This is a genomic window from Verrucosispora sp. TAA-831, from assembly GCF_050780145.1.
Classification (GTDB): Bacteria; Actinomycetota; Actinomycetes; order Mycobacteriales; family Micromonosporaceae; genus Micromonospora.
Window position 1 is genome coordinate 6,404,796 of record NZ_CP192240.1, and the last position, 20,013, is coordinate 6,424,808.

At 72.4% G+C, this 20,013-nt stretch carries 16 protein-coding genes and 1 tRNA gene; 8 read left to right on the forward strand and 9 right to left on the reverse strand.

Annotated features, from left to right (window positions below; translation table 11 throughout):
* Positions 1 to 29 precede the first annotated feature (29 nt).
* On the forward strand, positions 30 to 524 hold the full coding sequence (locus ACQVFL_RS28575) for a hypothetical protein (RefSeq protein ID WP_431729905.1): 495 nt from the start codon (positions 30 to 32) through the stop codon (positions 522 to 524).
* 337 nt (positions 525 to 861) lie between these two features.
* Here the strand turns inward: ACQVFL_RS28575 and ACQVFL_RS28580 are convergent.
* Positions 862 to 948, reverse strand: a tRNA-Ser gene (locus ACQVFL_RS28580).
* Positions 949 to 1,023: 75 nt separating this feature from the next.
* Here ACQVFL_RS28580 and deoD point away from each other — a divergent pair.
* The 3 genes from deoD (at position 1,024) to ACQVFL_RS28595 (ending at position 2,998) form a co-directional block, all read left to right on the forward strand.
* On the forward strand, positions 1,024 to 1,731 hold the full coding sequence (deoD, locus tag ACQVFL_RS28585) for a purine-nucleoside phosphorylase (RefSeq protein ID WP_431727976.1): 708 nt from the start codon (positions 1,024 to 1,026) through the stop codon (positions 1,729 to 1,731).
* Positions 1,732 to 1,898: 167 nt separating this feature from the next.
* A complete protein-coding gene (locus tag ACQVFL_RS28590; RefSeq protein ID WP_396689624.1) occupies positions 1,899 to 2,534 on the forward strand; it encodes a TetR/AcrR family transcriptional regulator in 636 nt (211 codons plus the stop codon).
* A complete protein-coding gene (locus ACQVFL_RS28595) occupies positions 2,534 to 2,998 on the forward strand; it encodes an acyl-CoA thioesterase (protein WP_431727977.1) in 465 nt (154 codons plus the stop codon). The genes ACQVFL_RS28590 and ACQVFL_RS28595 overlap by 1 nt, the downstream gene beginning before the upstream one ends.
* A gap of 68 nt (positions 2,999 to 3,066) precedes the next feature.
* Here the strand turns inward: ACQVFL_RS28595 and ACQVFL_RS28600 are convergent, their stop codons facing one another.
* The 4 genes from ACQVFL_RS28600 to ACQVFL_RS28615 all read right to left on the reverse strand — a co-directional run bounded on the left by ACQVFL_RS28600 (position 3,067) and on the right by ACQVFL_RS28615 (position 5,024).
* Positions 3,067 to 3,546: a nucleoside deaminase gene (locus ACQVFL_RS28600; RefSeq protein WP_431729906.1), complete on the reverse strand. Its 480-nt coding sequence runs from the start codon at positions 3,544 to 3,546 to the stop codon at positions 3,067 to 3,069.
* A gap of 181 nt (positions 3,547 to 3,727) precedes the next feature.
* The gene (locus tag ACQVFL_RS28605; protein ID WP_396689620.1) at positions 3,728 to 4,252 is read right to left on the reverse strand and encodes a tRNA adenosine deaminase-associated protein; all 525 of its coding nucleotides are present in this window, start codon (positions 4,250 to 4,252) and stop codon (positions 3,728 to 3,730) included.
* A gap of 130 nt (positions 4,253 to 4,382) precedes the next feature.
* A complete protein-coding gene (locus ACQVFL_RS28610; RefSeq protein ID WP_396689618.1) occupies positions 4,383 to 4,550 on the reverse strand; it encodes a hypothetical protein in 168 nt (55 codons plus the stop codon).
* Between the two features lie 132 nt (positions 4,551 to 4,682).
* Positions 4,683 to 5,024, reverse strand: a complete 342-nt coding sequence (locus tag ACQVFL_RS28615; protein WP_396689617.1) for a hypothetical protein — start codon at positions 5,022 to 5,024, stop codon at positions 4,683 to 4,685.
* Between the two features lie 66 nt (positions 5,025 to 5,090).
* Between ACQVFL_RS28615 and ACQVFL_RS28620 the strand changes: the two genes are divergently transcribed.
* The 4 genes from ACQVFL_RS28620 (at position 5,091) to ACQVFL_RS28635 (ending at position 11,862) form a co-directional block, all read left to right on the forward strand.
* The gene (locus ACQVFL_RS28620) at positions 5,091 to 5,831 is read left to right on the forward strand and encodes a M23 family metallopeptidase (RefSeq protein ID WP_431727978.1); all 741 of its coding nucleotides are present in this window, start codon (positions 5,091 to 5,093) and stop codon (positions 5,829 to 5,831) included.
* A gap of 167 nt (positions 5,832 to 5,998) precedes the next feature.
* Positions 5,999 to 8,914 carry a glycosyl hydrolase gene (locus ACQVFL_RS28625; RefSeq protein WP_396689613.1) on the forward strand — a complete coding sequence of 972 codons (2,916 nt, stop codon included), beginning with the start codon at positions 5,999 to 6,001 and terminating at the stop codon, positions 8,912 to 8,914.
* A gap of 150 nt (positions 8,915 to 9,064) precedes the next feature.
* Positions 9,065 to 10,129: a PHP domain-containing protein gene (locus ACQVFL_RS28630; protein WP_396689611.1), complete on the forward strand. Its 1,065-nt coding sequence runs from the start codon at positions 9,065 to 9,067 to the stop codon at positions 10,127 to 10,129.
* Between the two features lie 62 nt (positions 10,130 to 10,191).
* Positions 10,192 to 11,862, forward strand: coding sequence for a DUF885 domain-containing protein (locus tag ACQVFL_RS28635; RefSeq protein ID WP_396689609.1), 1,671 nt, complete (start codon positions 10,192 to 10,194; stop codon positions 11,860 to 11,862).
* Positions 11,863 to 11,920: 58 nt separating this feature from the next.
* Here the strand turns inward: ACQVFL_RS28635 and ACQVFL_RS28640 are convergent, their stop codons facing one another.
* The 4 genes from ACQVFL_RS28640 to ACQVFL_RS28655 form a co-directional block, all read right to left on the reverse strand.
* A complete protein-coding gene (locus ACQVFL_RS28640) occupies positions 11,921 to 13,060 on the reverse strand; it encodes a DUF3068 domain-containing protein (protein ID WP_431727979.1) in 1,140 nt (379 codons plus the stop codon).
* A 65-nt stretch (positions 13,061 to 13,125) separates the two neighbouring features.
* Positions 13,126 to 13,938 carry a class I SAM-dependent methyltransferase gene (locus tag ACQVFL_RS28645; RefSeq protein ID WP_396689606.1) on the reverse strand — a complete coding sequence of 271 codons (813 nt, stop codon included), beginning with the start codon at positions 13,936 to 13,938 and terminating at the stop codon, positions 13,126 to 13,128.
* A gap of 5 nt (positions 13,939 to 13,943) precedes the next feature.
* Entirely contained in the window at positions 13,944 to 18,161 is a 4,218-nt protein-coding gene (locus ACQVFL_RS28650) for an alpha-(1->3)-arabinofuranosyltransferase (protein ID WP_431727980.1), read from the reverse strand.
* Entirely contained in the window at positions 18,158 to 19,822 is a 1,665-nt protein-coding gene (locus ACQVFL_RS28655) for a substrate-binding and VWA domain-containing protein (protein WP_431727981.1), read from the reverse strand. Before ACQVFL_RS28655 ends, ACQVFL_RS28650 begins: the two co-directional genes overlap by 4 nt.
* Between the last annotated feature and the right edge of the window lie 191 nt (positions 19,823 to 20,013).

Consider the following 20,013-nt stretch of genomic DNA (forward strand, 5'->3'; position numbering starts at 1 on the left):
TGCGACAATTCGGCTTCATCGCCACACTGCTGCTTGCTGCCGCGATCTCGGGCAGCGGACCCATGCCACCGGACACCATCGCCGTCCGCGAGCCGGTCGCCGCGGCCAGCATCGTCGACCTCGACGGTCTGTCCGATGTCGACTTTGGCGACACGGAGGACGACCTGGCCCGGCGCGGCATACTCCGCACCGACGTCGACGCCTGCGGTCCGACGCTGGCCGGGCACGACATGATCAGCCCGGTCTTCATCGATGACCGGCTGGTCCTGCTCTGGGCCGGCGAGCCGGTCCGCACCCCGGAGGGGATCGCGGCCGGGTCACCGATCGCCGAGGTCAGGGCCAGCTATCCGGAGGTACGCGCGCTGCACGCACCGCCGGGAACGCACCGCTTCGACGGTCTGTTCGCCCGCGACGGCGACCGCGCGTACCTGTTCCTGCACGACGGTGAGACGGTCCGGAAGATCATCGCCGGGTACGCGGACTGGGCGCACCGCCTCTTCGTCGAGGGCCACGGCCCCTGCTGACGACGAGATCTTGGTACGAATCCGCCCGGCCGTACCACTTCGGCCAGACGGTCTCGGTGCGCAGGTTCAGGCCGCTCCACGAGGTCACCTGCGGGACGAGCCCGCCGGAGCCACCGTGGAACACCGCGACCGACCCGGACGAGACACCGGCCTGGTCACCGGTGACCGCCGCTCACACATCCTAGGGACACGGATATCGATGACCATGTCCGGTCGGCCAGACCTGGCGACCCGTACGAGCGGAAGCGCTCACCGGGCGGCGAGACGAGGAGACGGCACCGAGAACGCCCGGCGCGATCCGCAGGGATCATGCCGGGCGTTCTCGGTGTTTCACGGGCGGTGGCGGCGGGATTTGAACCCGCGGAGGGCGTAAACCCTCACACGCTTTCGAGGCGTGCTCCTTAGGCCACTCGGACACGCCACCGCCGACGAGGGTACAGGACTGCCGGTTCCGACGCCGAACCGGTCCCGGGCAGGTGGGCCTGGCAGGATCTCTGCCATGAGTACGCACATCGGCGCGAAGCCGGGCGAGATCGCCGAGCGGGTCCTGATGCCGGGTGACCCCCTGCGGGCCAAGTGGATCGCGGAGACCTACCTCGAGGGCGCGACCTGCTACTCGACGGTCCGGGGGATGTTGGGCTTCACCGGGCGCTGGAACGGTGTCGAGGTTTCCGTGCAGGGCTCGGGGATGGGCATGCCGTCCGCCTCGATCTACGCGCACGAGCTGGTCAACGAGTACGGCGTGAAGTCGCTGATCCGGGTCGGCTCGTGCGGTGCCCTGACCGAGGACCTGAAGCTGCGTGACGTGATCGCGGCGATCGGGTCGTCGACCGACTCGAACATGAACCGGATGCGGTTCGACGGGTTGATCGACTACGCCCCGGTGGCCGACTTCGGGCTGCTGCGTACCTCGGTGGAGGTGGCCGAGCGGCGCGGCGTGGCGATGCGGGTGGGGCCGATCCTGGCGGCGGACGCCTTCTACACCGACCGCCCGGACCTCTACGACAGCCTGGCCGAGTACGGCGTGCTGGCGGTGGAGATGGAGTCGGCCGCGCTGTACACGATCGCCGCGCGGTTCAAGGCGCGGGCGTTGACGCTGTTGACGGTCAGCGACCACATCAAGACCGGCGAGAAGACCACCTCGCAGGAGCGTGAGCAGACGTTCAGCCAGATGGTCGAGATCGCGTTGGACACGATCATCGCCTGAGCACCGCGCCGCCGCAGCACAGCCACCGCCGACGCAACCACGGCGGCAGCCGCATCGACCGTCCCGTCACCGCCTCGCGGTGGCGGGACGTGGCGCGCCCGGAGTGGTGACGGCCGTCACCGCCGAAATAAATACGACCGGTCGGTCTTCTTTAGTAGGGTCGTCGCATGACCGTCGACGGCCGGCTCGCCCGGGGTGAGCGCACCCGCACCGCGGTGCTGGACGCCGCCGTCGTCCTGGCCACCGCCAACGGTCTCGACGGCCTCTCCCTCGGGCACCTCGCCGACTCCCTCGGCGTGAGCAAGTCCGGCCTCTTCGCGCACTGGCGCTCCAAGGAGGCGCTGCAACTGGCCACCATCGACCGGGCGGTCGGGCAGTGGCAGGAGCGGATCGTCGCGCCAGCCCTGCGCGCACCCCGGGGCGTACGCCGCATCCTGGCGCTGCACGAGGCACGGATCGACTTCTACGCCGCGCGGGTGCTGCCCGGCGGCTGTTTCTTCGCCACCACGGAGTTCGAGTTCAACGCCCGGCCCGGAGCGGTCCGGGATCGCCTCGCCGAGGTCTTCGCCGCCTGGACACAGTTCCTGGAGCGGCTCGTGCGGGAGGCCGTCGAGCTGGGCGAACTCCCCGCCGACCTGGACGTCGCGCTGCTCGCGTACGAGATCGACGCGTACGGGATCGCGGCGGCGATGCGCTCCCGGCTGCTCGACCCGGACACCACCTATCGACACGCCCGCCGGGGCGTACTGGCCCGCCTGCGGGCGCTGTGCCCCGATTCCACCCTGCTACCGGAAGGCCCCTGATGACACACGCCCTCGCCGACCAGTCCGCCGTCACGTACGGCCACGTCGGGCAGGCCATGGTGCACTTCGACGACCTCGACGCGCTCGGCCTGCTGCACAACGCCCGGTACGCGTTGCTGCTGGAGCGGGCGCTCACCGCGTACTGGTCGGATCGGGGGGTGGCCTACCGCGCCGGACGGGCGACCACACCGGACGTGTTCCACGCGGTCCGCGAGTTCAGCATCACCTACCGCGCGCCGGTCACCGGCACCGGCCCGATCGCCGTGCACTTCTGGCTGGAGCACTTCGGCACCAGCAGCGCCGAGTACGCCTTCCGGTTCCACTCCCTCGACGACGACACCACCACGTACGCCGAGGGCCGACGGGCGATCGTCCGGTTGGACCCGGCGACCATGCGCCCGACACCGTGGACGGAGGCGGCCCGGGCGGTGGCCGACACGCTGCTCCGGCCGACCTCGGCCTGACGAGCCGGACGGTGCCGCCCGGCGGCGACCGACGACGGCACGACCGGGCCCGGCGACGCCCGACGGCGTCAGCGGAAGAAGGCGCGCAGCACGGCGGCGTTCTCCGCCTCCAGGACGCCGCCGTAGACCTCGGGGCGGTGGTTGAGTCGGCGGTCCCGCAGCACGTCCCAGAGCGAACCGGCGGCCCCGGTCTTCGGCTCCCACGCGCCGAACACCACGGTCGAGACCCGGGCCAGCACCAGCGCGCCCGCGCACATGGTGCAGGGTTCCAGGGTCACCACCAGCGTGCAGCCGTCCAGCCGCCACCGGCCCCGCCGCTGGGCGGCCCGTCGCAGCGCCAGCACCTCGGCGTGCGCGGTCGGGTCGCCGGTCAGCTCCCGCTCGTTGCGGGCCACCGCCAGCTCGGTGCCGTCCGGACCGTAGAGCACCGCACCAACCGGCACGTCGCCGGTCGACACGTCGTCGGCCGGGGCTGACGCACCGGCCGAAGCCGGGACGGCCGGACCGGCGTCCGGCCCGGTCACCGCGATCTCCAGCGCCCGACGCATCCAGAGTTCGTGCCGCTGCCGCCGACCGGTGCCGGTCAGGTCGGCGAGTGCCTCGTGCGCTCCCGGCCCCACCCGGCCGACCGCGCCGGGCGTGGGTTGGCCGGGTCGGACCGTCTCCAGTGCCGGGTCCGTCGAATCGACCGGTCCACCGCCGGACCGGACCGGCGCACCCTCGACCGGGTCATACCTCACGCAGTTCCTCGACGTCGTCCACGCAGCCCAGCACCTGGCACACCTCGGCGGTGACGTCGGCCGGCATCATGCCCTCGTGGGCGCAGAGCGCGAGCAGCCGCTGCGCGGGGATGCCCAGGTCGGTGAGAAGGTCCGCCTCGCCGACCGGGTCCGCCTCCGGGTCGACGGCGGGTTGTTCGTTGTCGTCGCTGGTCGCGGCCGGGCGCACCTCCTCGGTGTCGTCCAGGCCGGTGACCGACGTCTTGAGGTCGCCGACCAGCAGGGCACCGAGCCGGGACTCCTCCGCGTACGCCGAGTCGGAACCGAAGACCCGCAGGTCCTCGCCCTCGTCGAGGCGGAGGATGACCAGATAGGTGTCGTCGGCCTCGACGAACAGCAACGACAGGTCCGCGTCGGGGGCGAGGTCGCGGAGCCGCTCGGCCACCTCGTCGACGTCGGCGGTCCCCCGCAGACTCAGCTCGGCGGCCGTCCAGCCGCCCTTTTCGCGCACGACGGCCGCAGCGAAGTACGACACGGTTCCCCCAAGTAGCCTCGGCACAGCACACGCCGACCCGTTACGCGTGCACGTTAGCCGGTCGGGTCGGCAGGCGACCGGTCAACGCCCCGAAGGGCCGGTCATTCCTGGGGAAAGTGACGGGCGCGGGTCAGCCGGTCAGGCGACGGCGGGTGGCGATCAGTTGGCGGAGTCGCTGGGTGCGGGCCCGCTGTGGCCGCTCACGTTCGCGCACCGAGCGGGCGTCCGCCAACTGCGCCAGGAGCTGAAGGCGGCGACGGCTGCGATCCGGATCGAACCGCGGAGTGGTCCAGGCCATACCGGGAGCGTGCCGAGTCCCGGCGGCCGAGTCAAGACGGGTTTCGGTGCCTGCACAACAACGCAGCGCAGTCACCGCCGGTGGCGGCCGTGGCCGCCGTCCGACCCCGTGCGGCCGAAGTCGGTGCCCGCCCTACCAGAGCGGCCAGTCGCCGCTGGCCGCCCAGCGGGTGACCACCGCGACGGTGGCGATGCTCCAGCCTCCGGCGGTGACGATCGCGATGCCGGCGGCGGCTCCCCGGTCGCCGAAGCGGACCAGCACCAGGGCGACGAGCCAGGCCACGCCACCGGCGAGCAGCGTCCACCAGGCGTACCCGGCGAGGCTGCGTCCGAGTAGGGCGAACAGGCCCAGCCAGGCGAGCGCGCCGACGGCTCCCGACGCGACACCGGCGCCGCTGACCGGGTGCGGCTCGCGATAGGTGGGGCGCGGCGGACGCCCGGACGGGAAGAGGCCCGAGGGGCTGTACGGCATCATCCCTGCCACTCCTCCCACGTGCGGACGTCGTCCTCCCACCGTAGGCGATTCTGTCAGGATGGCCCGATGGTCTCGCTGACGATCGGACGCCGTCGCGCGTACGCCGCGCTGCTGCTCGTGCCGGTGCTCGCCGCCGCCGGCTGCGGGACGCCCCCGCCCCCGCGCGTGGCGCCGCCGACCGGCTCGCCCGCGCCGCCGATCACCGGCGAGGCGGCGCCGCCGACCGCCGCGACGCCGGACACCGCGGACCAGCCGGCGGTGACCGCCAGTCCGACCCGCGCCGGGCTCCGGCACGTCTTCCCGGTACGCGCGACGAAGGTGGCCTACCACCCGACCCATTCGGCGTACCCGGGCACCGACATCTTCGCGGACTGCGGCGAACCCGTCGTGGCGGTCACCGACGGCACGATCGGCGAGGTCAGTCGCCGGGACCGGTACGACAGGCAGGGGCCGCAGGGGCCGTACAACGGTGGCCTGTCGGTGTCGGTGCTCGGTGACGACGGCGTGCGCTACTACGGCTCGCACCTGACCGAGATCGCCGACGACATCGCGCCGGGCGTGCGGGTCCGCGCCGGGCGGCAGCTCGGCACGGTGGGCCGGACCGGCAACGCCAACAACGTCTGTCACCTGCACTTCGGCATCTCCCCGCCGTGCCTGGGCGAGGACGGCTGGTGGATCCGCCGGGGCGTGATCTGGCCGGCTCCGTACCTCGACTCGTGGCGCGAGGGTGGCAACCGCGAGCCGGCGGCGAAGGTGGCCGCCTGGCACCGCAGGAACGGCTGCCCGGAGCGCCCACCGGCGCGGTGAGCCGGAGACGTCCCGTCCGGCGTCATCCGCACTTCATCAGTCCGACACATTGACGCAGGTCTTGCCGGTGAACTACCGTCGCGTAACACCAGAGAGAGCGCTCTCTCATGGAATCAACCTCCCAAACGACGACGAAACGCGCCGTCGACCGGCGCCCTGGAGGAAAGATGCGACCTCCCGTCCCACGCCGTACCCGTCACCGGCTGCTGGCCGCCACCGCCGCAGCAGCCCTCGTCCTCGGCGGGCTGGCCGTCACCGCCACCTCCCCCGCGCAGGCCGCGCCCGTCGGCGCCGGCAGCTACACCACCACCCCCGTCGGCCCGCTGCCCAGCGGCTGCGGCGACATGACCACCAACCCGCGCCAGTTCGCCACCGCCGACGCACCGCCGGGCCCGATCCCCACCAACGACTGGTGGTCCTCGCTGCTGTGGAAGCGGCTGAACTGCTCGTTCAGCGAGCCACTGCACGCCCACCCGGCCTCCTACCGGCCGGTCACCGACGGACTCGGCTTCTCCGCCGAGTCGGTGGCCGCCATCAGCGGCACCGCGACCGGCGTCGGCGAGTACAAGTACCCCTACGTCGAGGACATCCGGGTCGGCGTGGCCGGGCTCGCCGCACCGCTCGTCCGGGTCGCCGACTGGACGGACTGGACGGTCACCCCGTACTGGAGCGACGGCACCCGCACCCTGCGTGCCACCATCGGTCACGGCCTGCCGTTCGCGTACTTCCGCACCACCGGCGGCGACGCGGTGATCAACGCGAACGGCGGCGGCTTCACGGTCTTCTCCAACAGCGCCGGCCGGATCAGCTTCAGCGTCCGGGGACACGACTACGTCGCGTACGCGCCGTCCGGGGCCACCTGGACCGTCAGCGGCACCCGGATCAGCTCCAACCTCGCCGGGCGCGGCTACTTCTCGGTCGCACTGCTGCCCGCCACCGGTGACGCCACGGCCCGCGCCCAGCTCGCCACCACCTACGGCCAGTACGCGCACGCCCACGTCACCGGCACCCGGGTCGGCTACACCTACAACCAGTCGACCAGCCAGGTGGAGACCCGCTACACCTTCACCACCACCCCGCACGAGGGCACCGAGACGCGGACCGTGGTCAGTCTCTACCCGCACCAGTGGAAGTCACTGACCGGAGCCACCCCGATCGCGCCGACCTACCCGTCGGCGCGCGGCCGGATGAAGGTGCTCACCGGTGTCGGCGAGTTCCGCACCTCGATGCGGTTCCACGGCGTACTGCCCGAGCTGCCTGCGGTCGCCACCGGCGCCGGTGCCGACCTGACCACGCTGCGGCAGCACCTCGCGGCGGTCCGGAGCAACCCGATGGACCAGCGCGGCGGCGACACCTACTGGACCGGCAAGGGCCTCGGCCGGGCCGCCCGGATCGCCGAGATCGCCGACCTGGTCGGGGACACCGAGACCCGGACCTCGGCGCTGAACGCCATCCGGTCCACGCTCAACGACTGGCTCACCGCCTCACCCGGCGAGACCGAACGCCTCTTCTACTACGACCAGCGGTGGGGCACCCTGATCGGCTACCCCGCCTCGTACGGCTCGGACCAGGAACTCAACGACCACCACTTCCACTACGGCTACTACATCGCCGCCGCCGCGACGCTGGCCAAGTTCGACCCGTCCTGGGCCCGGCAGGACCAGTACGGCGGCATGATCGACCTGCTGATCCGGGACGCCAACAACTACGACCGGAACGACACCCGCTTCCCGTACCTGCGTGACTTCGACATCTACGCCGGGCACGACTGGGCCTCCGGGCACGGCTCCTTCGCCAGCGGCAACAACCAGGAGTCGTCGTCCGAGGGGATGAACTTCGCCAACGCCCTGATCCAGTGGGGGCAGGCCACCGGCAACACCGCCGTCCGGGACGCCGGCATCTTCATCTACACCACCCAGGCGGCGGCGATCCACGAGTACTGGTTCGACGTCAACGACGAGAACTTCCCGGCCGGGTTCGGGCACTCGAACGTGGGCATGGTCTGGGGCGACGGCGGCGCGTACGCCACCTGGTTCAGCGCCGAGCCGGAGATGATCCAGGGCATCAACCTGCTGCCGATCACCGGTGGCCACCTCTACCTGGGCTACCACCCGAACTACAACTCGATCAAGTACCAGGAGCTGGTCCGCAACAACGGTGGCGAACCCACCGTGTGGCAGGACATCCACTGGCAGTTCCTCGCCCTCGGTGACGCCGACTCGGCGCTGGCGAAACTGCGCGCCAACCCCGGTTACACGCCGGAGGAGGGCGAGAGCCGGGCACACACCTTCCACTGGATCCGCAACCTCGCCGGGCTGGGCCGGGTCGACACCGGCATCACCGCCGACCACCCGCTGGCCGCCGTCTTCAACCGCAACGGGGCCCGCACCTACGTGGCCAGCAACATCTCCGCCACCCCGCTGACCGTACGGTTCTCCGACGGTACGCAACTCACGGTGGCCGCCGGACGCACCGCCACCAGTGGCGCGCACACCTGGACCGGCGGCAACGCCGGTGGGGGCGTACCGCCCGGCCCGACGCCCACCCCGACGCCGACCCCGACGCCCACGCCCACGCCCACGCCGACCCCGACGCCGACGAACCCGCCGGGCTCGGGTCAGCCGACCCGCTACCTGCTCGCCGGTGGCGGACTGGCGGCGGCCGGGACCGCCGGCACCACGACCGTGGCCGGTGCCGGTGGCACCAACCGGGACGGCACGCCGACCAACCCGGCGGTGTTCACCGCGACCGGGCTCAACCTCGACCACACCGGCGGACAGACCGCGTTCGACCTGTTCCTCGACGCGGGCAACGCGGTCGGCAACGGGGTGCAGGTACGCGTCTCGTACGACCTGACCGGCAACGGGAGCTGGGAACGGGTGGAGACGTACCGCTACTTCGCCACCGACCCGGTGCCCGGTTGGGAGACCTACACCCAGGCGGCCGGACTGCACTCCAGCACCGGCAGCCTCGGCAACCTGCGCGGCGGCACGGTCCGGGTGGAGGTCTGGTCCGCGATCGGCAACAACCCCAGCACGCTGGGCGTCGGTAACCGGTCGGTGATACGCCTGCCGTACTCCTGATCCCTGACGCCCCGCACTCCGCGCCGCCGGTCACACCCCGACCGGCGGCGCGGACGCGTACTTTCACCACATGAGCGAGCGCCAACGAGCGAATCATCGGCTCAGCGCACAGGTGCCTCATGGCGGCACGCAGCGCAGCGGAGTGCCGACATGAGCACCCGTGACGCTGTTGCCGACCTGCGCCGGATCGCGTTCCTGCTGGAGCGGGCCAACGAGGCCACCTATCGGGTCCGGGCCTTCCGGTCGGCGGCGAACGCGCTGGCCGCACTCCCCGCCGCCGAGGTGACCGAGCGGGCCCGCAGCGGCACGCTCACCGAGCTGGCCGGGGTCGGCGACGTCACCGCCCGGTGCGTCACCGAGTCGCTGGCCGGTGAGGAACCGGTCTACCTGCGTCGGTTGGTCGCCACCGAGGGCACCGACCTGGACGCCGAGGCCGCCGCGTTGCGCAGCGCGCTGCGCGGTGACTGCCACACCCACTCGGACTGGTCCGACGGCGGCTCGCCGATCGAGGAGATGGCGCTGGCCGCGGTCGAGCTGGGTCACGAGTACCTGGTGCTGACCGACCACTCGCCCCGGTTGAAGGTGGCCCGGGGACTGACCGCGGATCGGCTGCGCCGCCAGCTCGACCACGTGGCGCGGCTCAACGAGGCGCTGCCGGAGGGCTTCCGGATCCTCACCGGCATCGAGGTCGACATCCTCGCCGACGGCTCGCTCGACCAGGACGAGGAGTTGCTGGCCCGGCTGGACGTGGTGGTCGGCTCGGTGCACAGCGGCCTGAACGACGACCGGGCGAAGATGACCCGGCGCATGGTGACCGCCGTCGCCAACCCGCATCTGGACATCCTCGGTCACTGCACCGGGCGGATGGTGTCCTCGCGTCCGGCCGGGGTGACCGGGCCCGGCGACCGGGGGCATCGGGCGCGGACCCGGGCGGAGAGCGACTTCGACGCCGAGGCCGTCTTCGCCGCCTGCGTGGCGCACCGCACCGCAGTGGAGATCAATTCCCGGCCGGAGCGGCAGGACCCGCCGAAGCGGTTGATCCGGCGGGCCGTGGAGGCCGGCTGCCTGTTCGCGATCAACACCGACGCGCACGCCCCGGGACAGCTCGACTGGCAGCGTTTCGGCTGCGAGCGGGCGGCCCGCTGCGGCGTACCCGCTGATCGGGTGGTCAACAGTTGGTCGGCGGAGGACCTGGTCGCCTGGACCCACGGCTGAGCCGGTCGGACACGGCAAGCAGCGCCGTCACCCTGCCGGACGGGTCACGTAGGGTTCGCTGCGTGGGACGAATCGATGACCTCGCGAACCGGTACGTCGCCGACTGGGCGGCGCTGAGTCCGGCCGGCGCGACCATGGTCGGCATCTCCGGGCACGACGACCAGCTCGACGACCTGTCGCCCGACGGGTACGCCGCCCGCGCCGACCTCAGCCGGCGCACCCTGGCCGAACTCGACACCGTCGAGCCGCAGTCGGAGGCCGAACGCACCGCCCAGGAGGCGATGCAGGAGCGGCTCGGCCTGGACCTGGCGCGCTACGACAGCGGCGAGACGAGCAGCGAGGTCAGCGTCATCACCTCGGGGCTGCACGAGCTCCGGATGGTCTTCGACCTGATGCCGCACGAGGGCGAGCAGGCGCAGGCCGACATCGCCGCCCGGCTGAACCTCTTCGCGGGCGCGTTGGAGTCGTACAAGACCACGCTGCGCGAGGCGGCCACCGCCGGACACGTCAGCTCCCGGGTGCAGTTGCTCGAGGTGGCCAAGCAGTGCGACACCTGGGTGGACCCGGAGGGCGACAACGTCTTCCACGGGCTCGTCGAGCGGCTGGGTGCCGATGGTGCCCTCGACGCGGAGTTGCGCCGGGGCGCGGCGGCGGCCACTGCGGCGACCGCCGAGTTCGGGCAGTTCCTGCGCGCCGAGCTGGCCCCGCACGGCCGGGAGAAGCAGGCCGCCGGGCGGGACCGCTACGAGCTGGCCTCGCAGTACTTCCTCGGTGCCCGGGTCGACCTGGACGAGACGTACGCCTGGGGGTTCGCCGAGCTGGCCCGCCTGGAGGCCGAGATGCGGACGGTGGCGGCGCAGATCGCCGGGCCGGGTGCCACGATCGACGAGGCGGTGGCCAGGCTGGACGCCGACCCGGCCCGCACGATCCGGGGCAAGGAGGCGTTCCGCGACTGGATGCAGGGGCTGGCCGAGCAGGCGATCGGCGACCTGAACGGCACCCACTTCGACATCCCGGAGCAGGTCCGGCGGATCGAGTGCATGATCGCGCCGACCAGTGACGGCGCGATCTACTACACCGGTCCGAGCGAGGACTTCAGCCGGCCGGGCCGGATGTGGTGGGCGGTGCCGCAGGACCTGACCGAGTTCTCCACCTGGCGGGAGGTGACCACGGTCTACCACGAGGGGGTGCCCGGCCATCACCTCCAGGTGGGGCAGACCGCCGTCCGCGCGGAGCTGCTCAACCGGTGGCAGCGGCTGCTCTGCTGGGTCTCCGGCCACGGCGAGGGCTGGGCACTGTACGCCGAGAACCTGATGGACGAGCTGGGCTACCTGGCGGACCCGGGCGACAAGCTCGGCATGTTGGACGGCCAGGCGTTCCGGGCCGCCCGGGTGATCGTCGACATCGGCATGCACCTCGAACTGGAGATCCCCGCCGACAACCCGTTCGACTTCCACCCGGGCGAGCGCTGGACGCCGCAACTGGGGTGGGAGTTCCTGCGGGCGCACTGCCGGGTGCCGGACGAGATGCTGCGCTTCGAACTCAACCGCTACCTGGGCTGGCCGGGGCAGGCGCCCTCGTACAAGGTGGGCGAACGGATCTGGCTCCAGGCCCGGGAGGACGCCAAGGTCCGCAAGGGCGCCGACTTCGACCTGCGGGAGTTCCACCGGCAGGCGCTCGACCTGGGCGCTCTCGGGCTCGACCCGCTGCGTCGGGCACTCGACCGGCTCTGAGCGACGAACACGGGACGAGGGTCACCCCCTCGTCCCGTGTCGTTCGGGCGTACCGGGATCAGTTCCGGTCGGAGTCGCGGCGCGCGGAACGCTGCTGCGGCACGGTGGGCTCCTCGGACTTCCAGTTGGTCGACGCCGGCGGGATCTCGTCGGACAACGGGCCGCTCTGCCGCTCGTCGTCGCGGACCGCCGGCTGGTCGACCCGGGTCGGCGCCGCGTTCGCGGCGTGCCGGCCGGTCGCGCCGCTGCGGGTCCGGTCACGGGAGACCAGCAGTCCGACCAGGATCATCGCCACACCGAGTACGGCGAGCCCGAGGGGCGCGTACACACCGAGGAGGGTGAGCTGGCCCCGGCTCTCCTTGGCCCGGTCCACCGAGGCCGCCACGGTCTCGTCGTTGTAGGCGAAGTCGGCGTCGAGCAGCGTCACCTGGGTGCCCGTGTTCGGCACCAGCACCTTCTTCTGCTGCTCGCGCACCTTCAGGTAGGAGCCGGTCACCGGGTCGACCCAGACCGTGCGAGTGTTGCTGTAGACGACGTCGCCGGAGGTCGCGCCGGGGGCGAGCGCACCGAGCAGCAGCCCGACACGGTCCGCCGGCAGTGGCAGCTTCTCGTCGGTGATGACCTGCTCGTACCGGTACGCCTCAAGCCCGTTGACGTCCTCGGTGCCGGTGAACTCGGCCACCCGGGTCTGCCGCAGGTCCCGGTCGAAGACCTCGTAGTCGGTCTGTGCGGAGTCGAACGGGAACTTGTAGATCTGCCCGGCGTACGGGACCTTCTCCTGGGTGCCGCTGTCGTCGAGGTAGCCCTCGCTCCACTCGACGGCGGCACCGGAGACCCGGTCCAACGCCAGCTCGGCGCCGTACGCGCTGACCAGTTCCTTGGTGTCGGTCCGGTCGACGGTCTGGCCGACTCGCCAGATCACCGTGTCACCGGCCAGGTCGCCGCTGAGCGCCGCCGTCTTGTCCCGCTCGGGGGTGACCAGGATGGTCGACTTGAGGTCGGCCTGGTTGATGGCCGCCGTGCCGTTGGTGATCTGCAGGAAGGTGGCGTTCTTGGCCTCGGCGACCGACGTCGAGGAGTCCAGGTCGTAGGGCAGCTTGGTCATCGCGGGTTTGACGACGAACACCAGCCCGGCGGCGAGCGCCAGGAGCAGTACGCCGCCGCCGAACAGCACAGCACCCACGGCGCGGTGCTTCATGTTTCCTCCCCGAGGAGCGAATTTTCGTCGGCATCGATTAGTGTGGCCGCGAGGTTACTACCAAGTCACATAGCAACGCGACCCCCGGTCAGTCCCGATTTCGCCACCTCGTCGGGTCGTCTGCCGGTGGACCGCCGCAGGACGAGGACGAAGTTCCACGCCACCACCTCGCGGACGCCCGGCACCCGGATCACCCACCGTGCCCACCAGGGGTGGTAGCGGGGCAACGCGTCCACCACCTCGACGTCGCCGTTACCGCGCGCCCATCGCAGGGTGTCCGAGATGGAGACCGGGAACAGCGTCTCCTGGAAGCGGTTCTTCGGTGGTCGTCCGTGCCGTCGCTCGTACCGGCGACGCGCCCGGTGCCCGCCCAACCAGTGCCACGGCGCGGTCTCGTGCCCACCCCACGGCGACAACCAGGGCGTGTACGACACGAAGAGCAGCCCGCCCGGTCTGGTCACCCGCACCATCTCGTCGAGCATCGACGGGGGATCGGCGACGTGTTCCACCACGTTGGACGAGAACGCCACGTCCACGCTGCCGGTCCGCACCGGCAGCGCCGTGCCGCTGCCCCGCAGCATTCCCGACACCGTCTCGCCACCGGCCGAGAAGTCACCCACGTCCGGGTCCAACCCGACGTACCACGCCCCGGCGGCCCGGAAGCCGTTCGCGAAGTACCCCGGTCCGCCGCCCACGTCGAGCACCGTCCGCCCGGCCAGGTCGGTGTAGCCGGAGACCTGGCGTACCGAGTCGGCGGCCAGCAGTCCGTAGAAACGGTCGGGATCGGTCTGCTCGACCAGGAAGGCCCGGAACAACGTCACCGAGCGCCGCAGGGTCGCGAACCGGCGCATCGCCGCCCGCCGCGTACGGTCGTCCACCGCAGTCACCGTGCCACCGTCCCGTTCTCGCCCTCGCCGCCGACGTCGGTCACGTCGGACGGCACCGCCGGCGTGTCCGGCGTCGCATCGTCCGGTGCGGGTGGTGCGGTCCGGACACCGGGGACCGGCACCACTGCGGCGACCACCGCGCCGATCGCGACCAGCATCGCCCCCTGCACCCACGTGCCGTAGGCCCAGTCCTGCCCGTGGCCCTGCAACCGGCCGGTCACCGCGACCGCCGTGGCCACGGTCAACCCACCGAGTACCACCAGCGGTAGGGCACGCGGGACCAGTTGGCGGAGCACCATCGCGGCCAGCACGATGGCCACCGGAAGCACCCCGCCCAGCACGACGAGCAGCGCCAGCAGCAGCACGCCGACCGCCCAGCCGGACGCCTCGGTGGGTACGCCGTCCGGCAGGTCGAGCCGACGGCGTACCGGCCACCCGGCAAGGACCAGCACCCCGGCCGCCGTCAGCGCCCCCGCGCCCAGACCGGCGCGGTACGGCTGGTCGGGCGCGAAGACGAGCCGGACCTCGCCGCCGACGCCGGCCGGCACCACCCAGGCCTGTTGCCAGCCGTCGACGCGGGTGGCGGTCAGCCGCTCACCGTCCAGCGTGGCCGTCCAGCCGGAGTTCGCGTTCTCCGGCACCACCAGCAGCGCCTGCTCGCCCGCCGCGACCCGGACCGTGCGGTCGGTCGGTGCCCAGTCGAGCACCTCGACCTCCCGGTGCCGGGGCGGGGCGGTCACGTCGCCATCCGGCCGCAGCGTCGCGTCCTGCACGACGAATCCGGCCGACGGCGAGGTCACCAGCCGGTGGCCGCCTGCGGGCAGGTCCAGCACCGCACCGTCCTCGCCGCAGATCCGCACCGGCACCGGCCGCCCGGCCCGTACGTCGGCCAGGCTGGCGGTCACCGAGGTGCGGTAGCGGAAGCCGTCCATCTCAACGGTCGGCCCGTCGCCGCAGTCCTCGACCACCCGGGCGTCCGCAGCGACCGGCGTACGCAGGTCCGCCAGTGCCGGGATCTCCACCTCCCCGATACCGGCGGTGGCGGGCCAGCCGTTGACGCGCTCGTCCGCGACCCGGAGCTCGGTCTCCAGCACCACGATCTCGATCCGGTCGGTGCGGACCGCCGGGAAGCGGACCACCCCGTCGGCATCGACCGGCACCGTGATCTCCCGCTCCGGGGTGCGGATCTCGACGCGTCGCGGCAGCGAGCCCACCGGCAGGTCGGCGGGGCGCAGCCGCACCTCGTCGATCCGGCGCTGCCCCGCCCAACCCAACCGCAGGGTGGGGCGCAGGTCGTCGGTCCCGGCGAGCCAGGCCGTGCCCGGGTCACCGTCGACCGCCGCGTACGCCGCCACCGCCGGGTCGCCGCCGAGTTGCGACGAGGAGGTGGCGGTCAGCGGACTGTCCGGCATCGTCCACGCACCGCCCGGCCGGGCGACGGCCCGCAACTGGATGCGGTACGTGCCCGCCGTCGGGTTCCGGAACACCCGGTCCAGGCCCGACGGCTCCTCACCGGCTCGGGCCAGGAACCGGTCACAGCGGATCACGGTGTCGCCCGCCACCGGATCCGCGCCACCGACCGGGCTCGGATGGCACGCGGGCCGATGGGTCGTACCCCGGCTGAACGCCCACCCGACCGGCGTCGACGTCGTGTCCGGCAGGTCGGTCGGCGCACGCAGACCACGTCGCGGCTCGGTGTCCGGGATGGTCATCTCCCGGATGCCCACCCCACCGTCGAGTCGACCGTCGGCCACCTGCAACACCGTCACCCGGACCCGGCTGGTCGAACCGGGCAGCGTGTAGTACGAGTGGGCGCCCAGGGTGCGGGCCACCTCGTGGTCCACCGAGCCCCGGTCGGTGGTGAGCCGGAACCGCGTCACCGGCCAGCCCACCGCGAGGTCGCTGACGAACGCCAGGCGCACTCCGTCCACCGGACGCGGCGTGTCCAGGTCCACCTGGAGCCACTGGCCGACCGGGCCGCCCAGCGGTGCCGAGTGCCAGGCGGTGCCGGGGTCACCGTCCAGGGCCGCGAACGGCAGGCGCGAGGGGTCGGCAGGGCCGAAGGAGTCCGCGAAACTCACCGCCGAGGAGGCACTGACCTCACGTACGCCCTGGTAGATGGCGGTCGTCTGGTGTCGCTCGGCGGCGAAGGGCAGCAGGTCGAGGGCGACCCGCCCGAGCCGCCCCTCCTCGTCGGCGGCCAACGTCTGGGAGAGGTTGTCCCGGACCCGGCCGATGTCCCGCTCGCGACGCCGCAACCCGTCCGTGACGATCCAGGAGTCACCGACGGCGTCGGGATACCGCTCCCGGTCACCGGCGAGCACCACCGGCCGGTCCCGTTCCACCACCCGCTGTTCCAGCAGGGGCAGCAGCGATTCGGGGCCTCCGCTGACCGTGGGCACGTCGGCGGTGAGCACCGCCGAGGCGGCCGGGACCGGCCGCTGCACCTCGTACACCTCGATCGCCGGCAGGATGCCGGTCGGGTCGTCGACCGGGCTGCTCCAGGTGCGGGCCAGGACGTCGGCGGTGCCGAAGGCGGCGACCCGGACGATGCCCGGCGACTCGGTCAGGGCCCGGCGCAGCACCGCCACCGGTGGCGCGTCGACCTGGGGGCGGTCGATGTCGTTGCGCAGCAGCAGGTGCCGGAAACCGGAGCGGGCGAGCAGATCGGCCAGCCCGGCCGAGCCTCGACCGCTGGCCAGGGCCTCCTCGACGGTGTCCATCATCCGGGTGTTGCCCGCCGAACCGAGTGGGACCTGGTGGCGTACCGCCCACGGCGCCCCGGCCAACGCCTGCAACGGCTCATCGACCGTACGTCCCCACTGGTACTGCCCGAAGCTGGTGCCCGGCACCACCAGCGTCCGGGCCGTCGCGTCGCGGTCGGCGAGCCAGGTCGCCGCCGTACGCCAGTGCGGTGGCAGGTCGGACCAGCCGGGACCGGGCCGCAGCAGGCCCAGCCAGGCGGGCGCGGCGGCCCCGAGCACGAGCAGCAGCACCGGGACGAAGACCACCGGCCGGAGCCGGAGCCCGGGCCGACGCCGGGCCAGCGCGTGGTGCAGTCGGGTGGCCACCGCGGCGACCCCGTGCGCGAATCCGAGCATCAGCGGCAGCCGCAACACCGGGTCGAGTTTGTGGACGTTCCGGAACGGTGCCAGCGGACCGTCCAGCAGGCCGCGCACCTGCTCGGAGATCGGGCTGTCGAGCGCGCCGACGTAGCCGACGGTGAGCAGGGTCAGCCCGGCCAGGAAGCCGGCCACCAGGAACCGCCGCTCGGGCAGCAGGTTGCCGGCCAACCCGGCCAGGCCGATCAGCGCCATCACCGCGGTGAGCGTCATCAGCACGGGATGGTCGATCAGCAACCATCCGGCGGGCCACCAGGGCTCGCCCTGCACGATGTACGCCACCCACTGGTTGGTGCCGCGCACCGCCTGGAACAGCGAGGCGACCGCCGTGGTCGTGGTGGACGACTCGATGTGGTCGAGGAAGGGGAGGCTGTACTGGCCGAGCAGCAGCAGCGGCACGATCCACCACAGGCAGACCCCGAGCACGCCGACGCACCACCAGCCGACCAGGCGTCGGTGTGCGGCGTCGAAGCGGCGGGTGAGCAGCCACATCCCGGGCAGCAGCAGCGCCAGCAGCACCACCGCCGCGTTGATCCCGCCCATCCCGAGCACCGCCAACGCGGAGAGCGCGGCGGCCCGTCGTGGCGAGCCGATCCGGCGCACGGTGACCAGCGGCAGCAGCACCCAGGGCAGCATCGAGGCGGCGAGCGTCTCCGAGGAGAGCGCCCCGACCTCGGTCAGGATGCGCGGGGCGAGCGCGTAGCCGAGTGCCGCCGCGTACCGGGTCGGTTCGCTGCCGATCTGCAACGCGCGGGCCAGTCGCAGCAGTCCGTAGAACGCGGCGACGAGCAGCAGCGCCGTCCACAGCCGTTGGGTGATCCACGGTGGCACCGACAGCAGTTGCCCGACGGCGAAGAACGGCCCCATCGGGAAGAGGTAGCCGTACGCCTGGTTCTGTAGTTCCCCCGAGGTTGCCTCCGGATTCCACAGGTGCAGCGCGCGGGCCATGAAGTGGATCGGATCGGCGGCGAGGTCGAGCTTGGTGTCGAAGGTGACCTGACCGGGCCGCTGCACGAAGGCGATCACGGTGAGCAGCAGCACCGACAGCGCGGTGCCGGGCGAGCGGCGCAGCACCGACAGCGTCCGGCTCACCTGCGGCACTCCGGTGGCTGGCAGCCCAGGTCGGCCAGGGCGGAGAAGAAGATGCGGCGGATCCCGCCGGGCTGCCTGGTCACGAACACCCGTCCGCCGGTGACCTCCGCGATCGCCGTCAGCTCCGCAGGGTCGACGTCCTCGCCGAGTCCGATGAAGATGATCGGTAGCGGCTGACGCGGTTCCTGCAACCGCTTCAACTCGGTGCGGAGTTCCGCCCTGCTGATGCTGTCGCCGTCCTCGTTACGACCGTCGGTCATCACCAGCACCAGGTTGATCCGACCGGGCGTCCAGTTGCGGCGGGCGTCCCGGTACGCGGCCAGTGTGCTGTCGTACAGTCCGGTGCCGCCCTGCGGCTCGACCCGGACGGCGGCCAACCGCTCCGCGAGCAGCCGCCGCTGCGGACCCAGCGGGCCGACCGGCAGGATCTCCCGGTAGTCCCGGTCGCCGTCGAGCTTCGTGGAGAAGGTCCAGATGCCCAGCTCGCTGTTGTCGAGCAGCAGCCCGGCCCCCTCCTCGGCAGCCCGGACGGTCGCCTCCAGCCGGCTGCCCTCACCGGGCACCTGCGCGGCCATCGAGCCGGAGACGTCCAGCAGGGTGAGGATCCGGCCACTGCGCTGCACGCCGCTCCAGCCGGTCAGCACCTCGGTGACCAGTTCCTCGGCGGGCAGTGGGACCGGTCGCCGCTCCTCAGCCAGCAGTCGCCCGTCGTCCGGCACCGTCGGCGGGAAACCTGCCGCGGTGCGGAACCCGTAACCGGTGAACACCTGCTGTGCCGCCGGGGTGAGCAGTCCGGTGAGGAAGCCCGCGGCGGCGTCCCGTGCCCGTCCCCGGGTGGCGGGCAGCACCACGTACGGCAGGTCGAGCCAGGGAACGGCGACCTCCGGGTACGCCCCGACCAGCTTGTCGGTCGCGGCCAACGCGTTGTGCTCGCGTAGGGCCCGCTCGCTGACCACCACCGCGTCGACTCCACCGGGCAGCCGTCGGCCCGGGGCGAGCGAGCCGTCCGGCGACTCCGGGATGAACGTACGCTTCGCGAGGGCACGCAGGGTGGCCGTCGTGGTCGCGGCCGAGTCGCCGTTCTCGTCGGCCAGCTCCCGTACGCCGAGCAGGGCGGCGGACCCGGCCGGGTCGACCGCCGGGTCCGGCACCCCCACCTGGACCTCCCGTGCGGTGGATCCGACCAACGCCGCCCAGGTCGGCCGCTTGTCCGGCCAACCCGCGCGGCGGGCGAGCCGGTCGTGGACCGCGAGCACCACCGGGGTACTCGCGATGGAGGTGCCCTGCCCGGCGACCTCGAACGCGCCCGCCCCCCGTGCCCGGCGCAGCCAGAAGGTCGACTCGGGCACCCAGACCTCGGCCACCTCCGCGCCGTCGGCGAGGTCGCGGGCGACGACGGCCGACTCCGAGGTGCGCACCTCGACGGAGACGCACGGCTGGCTGCCCGCTCGCACCCGCGCGACCCGGTCGAGCGCGGGAGCGATCAGCGGCGCGGCCACCACGCGCAGCCGGACCTGTTCGACGCAGGTCGGTGTGCCCCGGTCGGCACGCACGTAGGCCACCACCGCCCAACCGGTCAGCACCACCGCCAGTGCGGCGCTGAGCAGCACCACCGGCGAGCGGCGGAACGGGGCCCGCGTCGGCGCGGGACGGTCGGCCACCACCGCGGCCTCACCTCCTCGTCAGCCCTGCGCCCACCCTTCGACGCAGGTCACAACGCCACCACGAGCGAAGGACTCGGCGATCGCGGGCGGTTGCGCTGCACACCCTGCCAAGGTTTCGGTCCGTCGGCAAACCCCCGATCGATGGACGGTCATGGACCGTCACGGCCGGAACTACCCATTGCGCACTC

Bases quoted from the DNA above. Each gene is read 5' to 3' on its own strand.
- deoD (WP_431727976.1), top strand. From the start codon at position 1,024: ATGAGTACGCACATCGGCGCGAAGCCGGGCGAGATCGCCGAGCGGGTC.
- ACQVFL_RS28590 (WP_396689624.1), top strand. From the start codon at position 1,899: ATGACCGTCGACGGCCGGCTCGCCCGGGGTGAGCGCACCCGCACCGCG.
- ACQVFL_RS28595 (WP_431727977.1), top strand. From the start codon at position 2,534: ATGACACACGCCCTCGCCGACCAGTCCGCCGTCACGTACGGCCACGTC.
- ACQVFL_RS28600 (WP_431729906.1), bottom strand. From the start codon at position 3,546: ATGCGTCGGGCGCTGGAGATCGCGGTGACCGGGCCGGACGCCGGTCCG.
- ACQVFL_RS28610 (WP_396689618.1), bottom strand. From the start codon at position 4,550: ATGGCCTGGACCACTCCGCGGTTCGATCCGGATCGCAGCCGTCGCCGC.
- ACQVFL_RS28615 (WP_396689617.1), bottom strand. From the start codon at position 5,024: ATGATGCCGTACAGCCCCTCGGGCCTCTTCCCGTCCGGGCGTCCGCCG.
- ACQVFL_RS28620 (WP_431727978.1), top strand. From the start codon at position 5,091: ATGGTCTCGCTGACGATCGGACGCCGTCGCGCGTACGCCGCGCTGCTG.
- ACQVFL_RS28625 (WP_396689613.1), top strand. From the start codon at position 5,999: ATGCGACCTCCCGTCCCACGCCGTACCCGTCACCGGCTGCTGGCCGCC.
- ACQVFL_RS28630 (WP_396689611.1), top strand. From the start codon at position 9,065: ATGAGCACCCGTGACGCTGTTGCCGACCTGCGCCGGATCGCGTTCCTG.
- ACQVFL_RS28640 (WP_431727979.1), bottom strand. From the start codon at position 13,060: ATGAAGCACCGCGCCGTGGGTGCTGTGCTGTTCGGCGGCGGCGTACTG.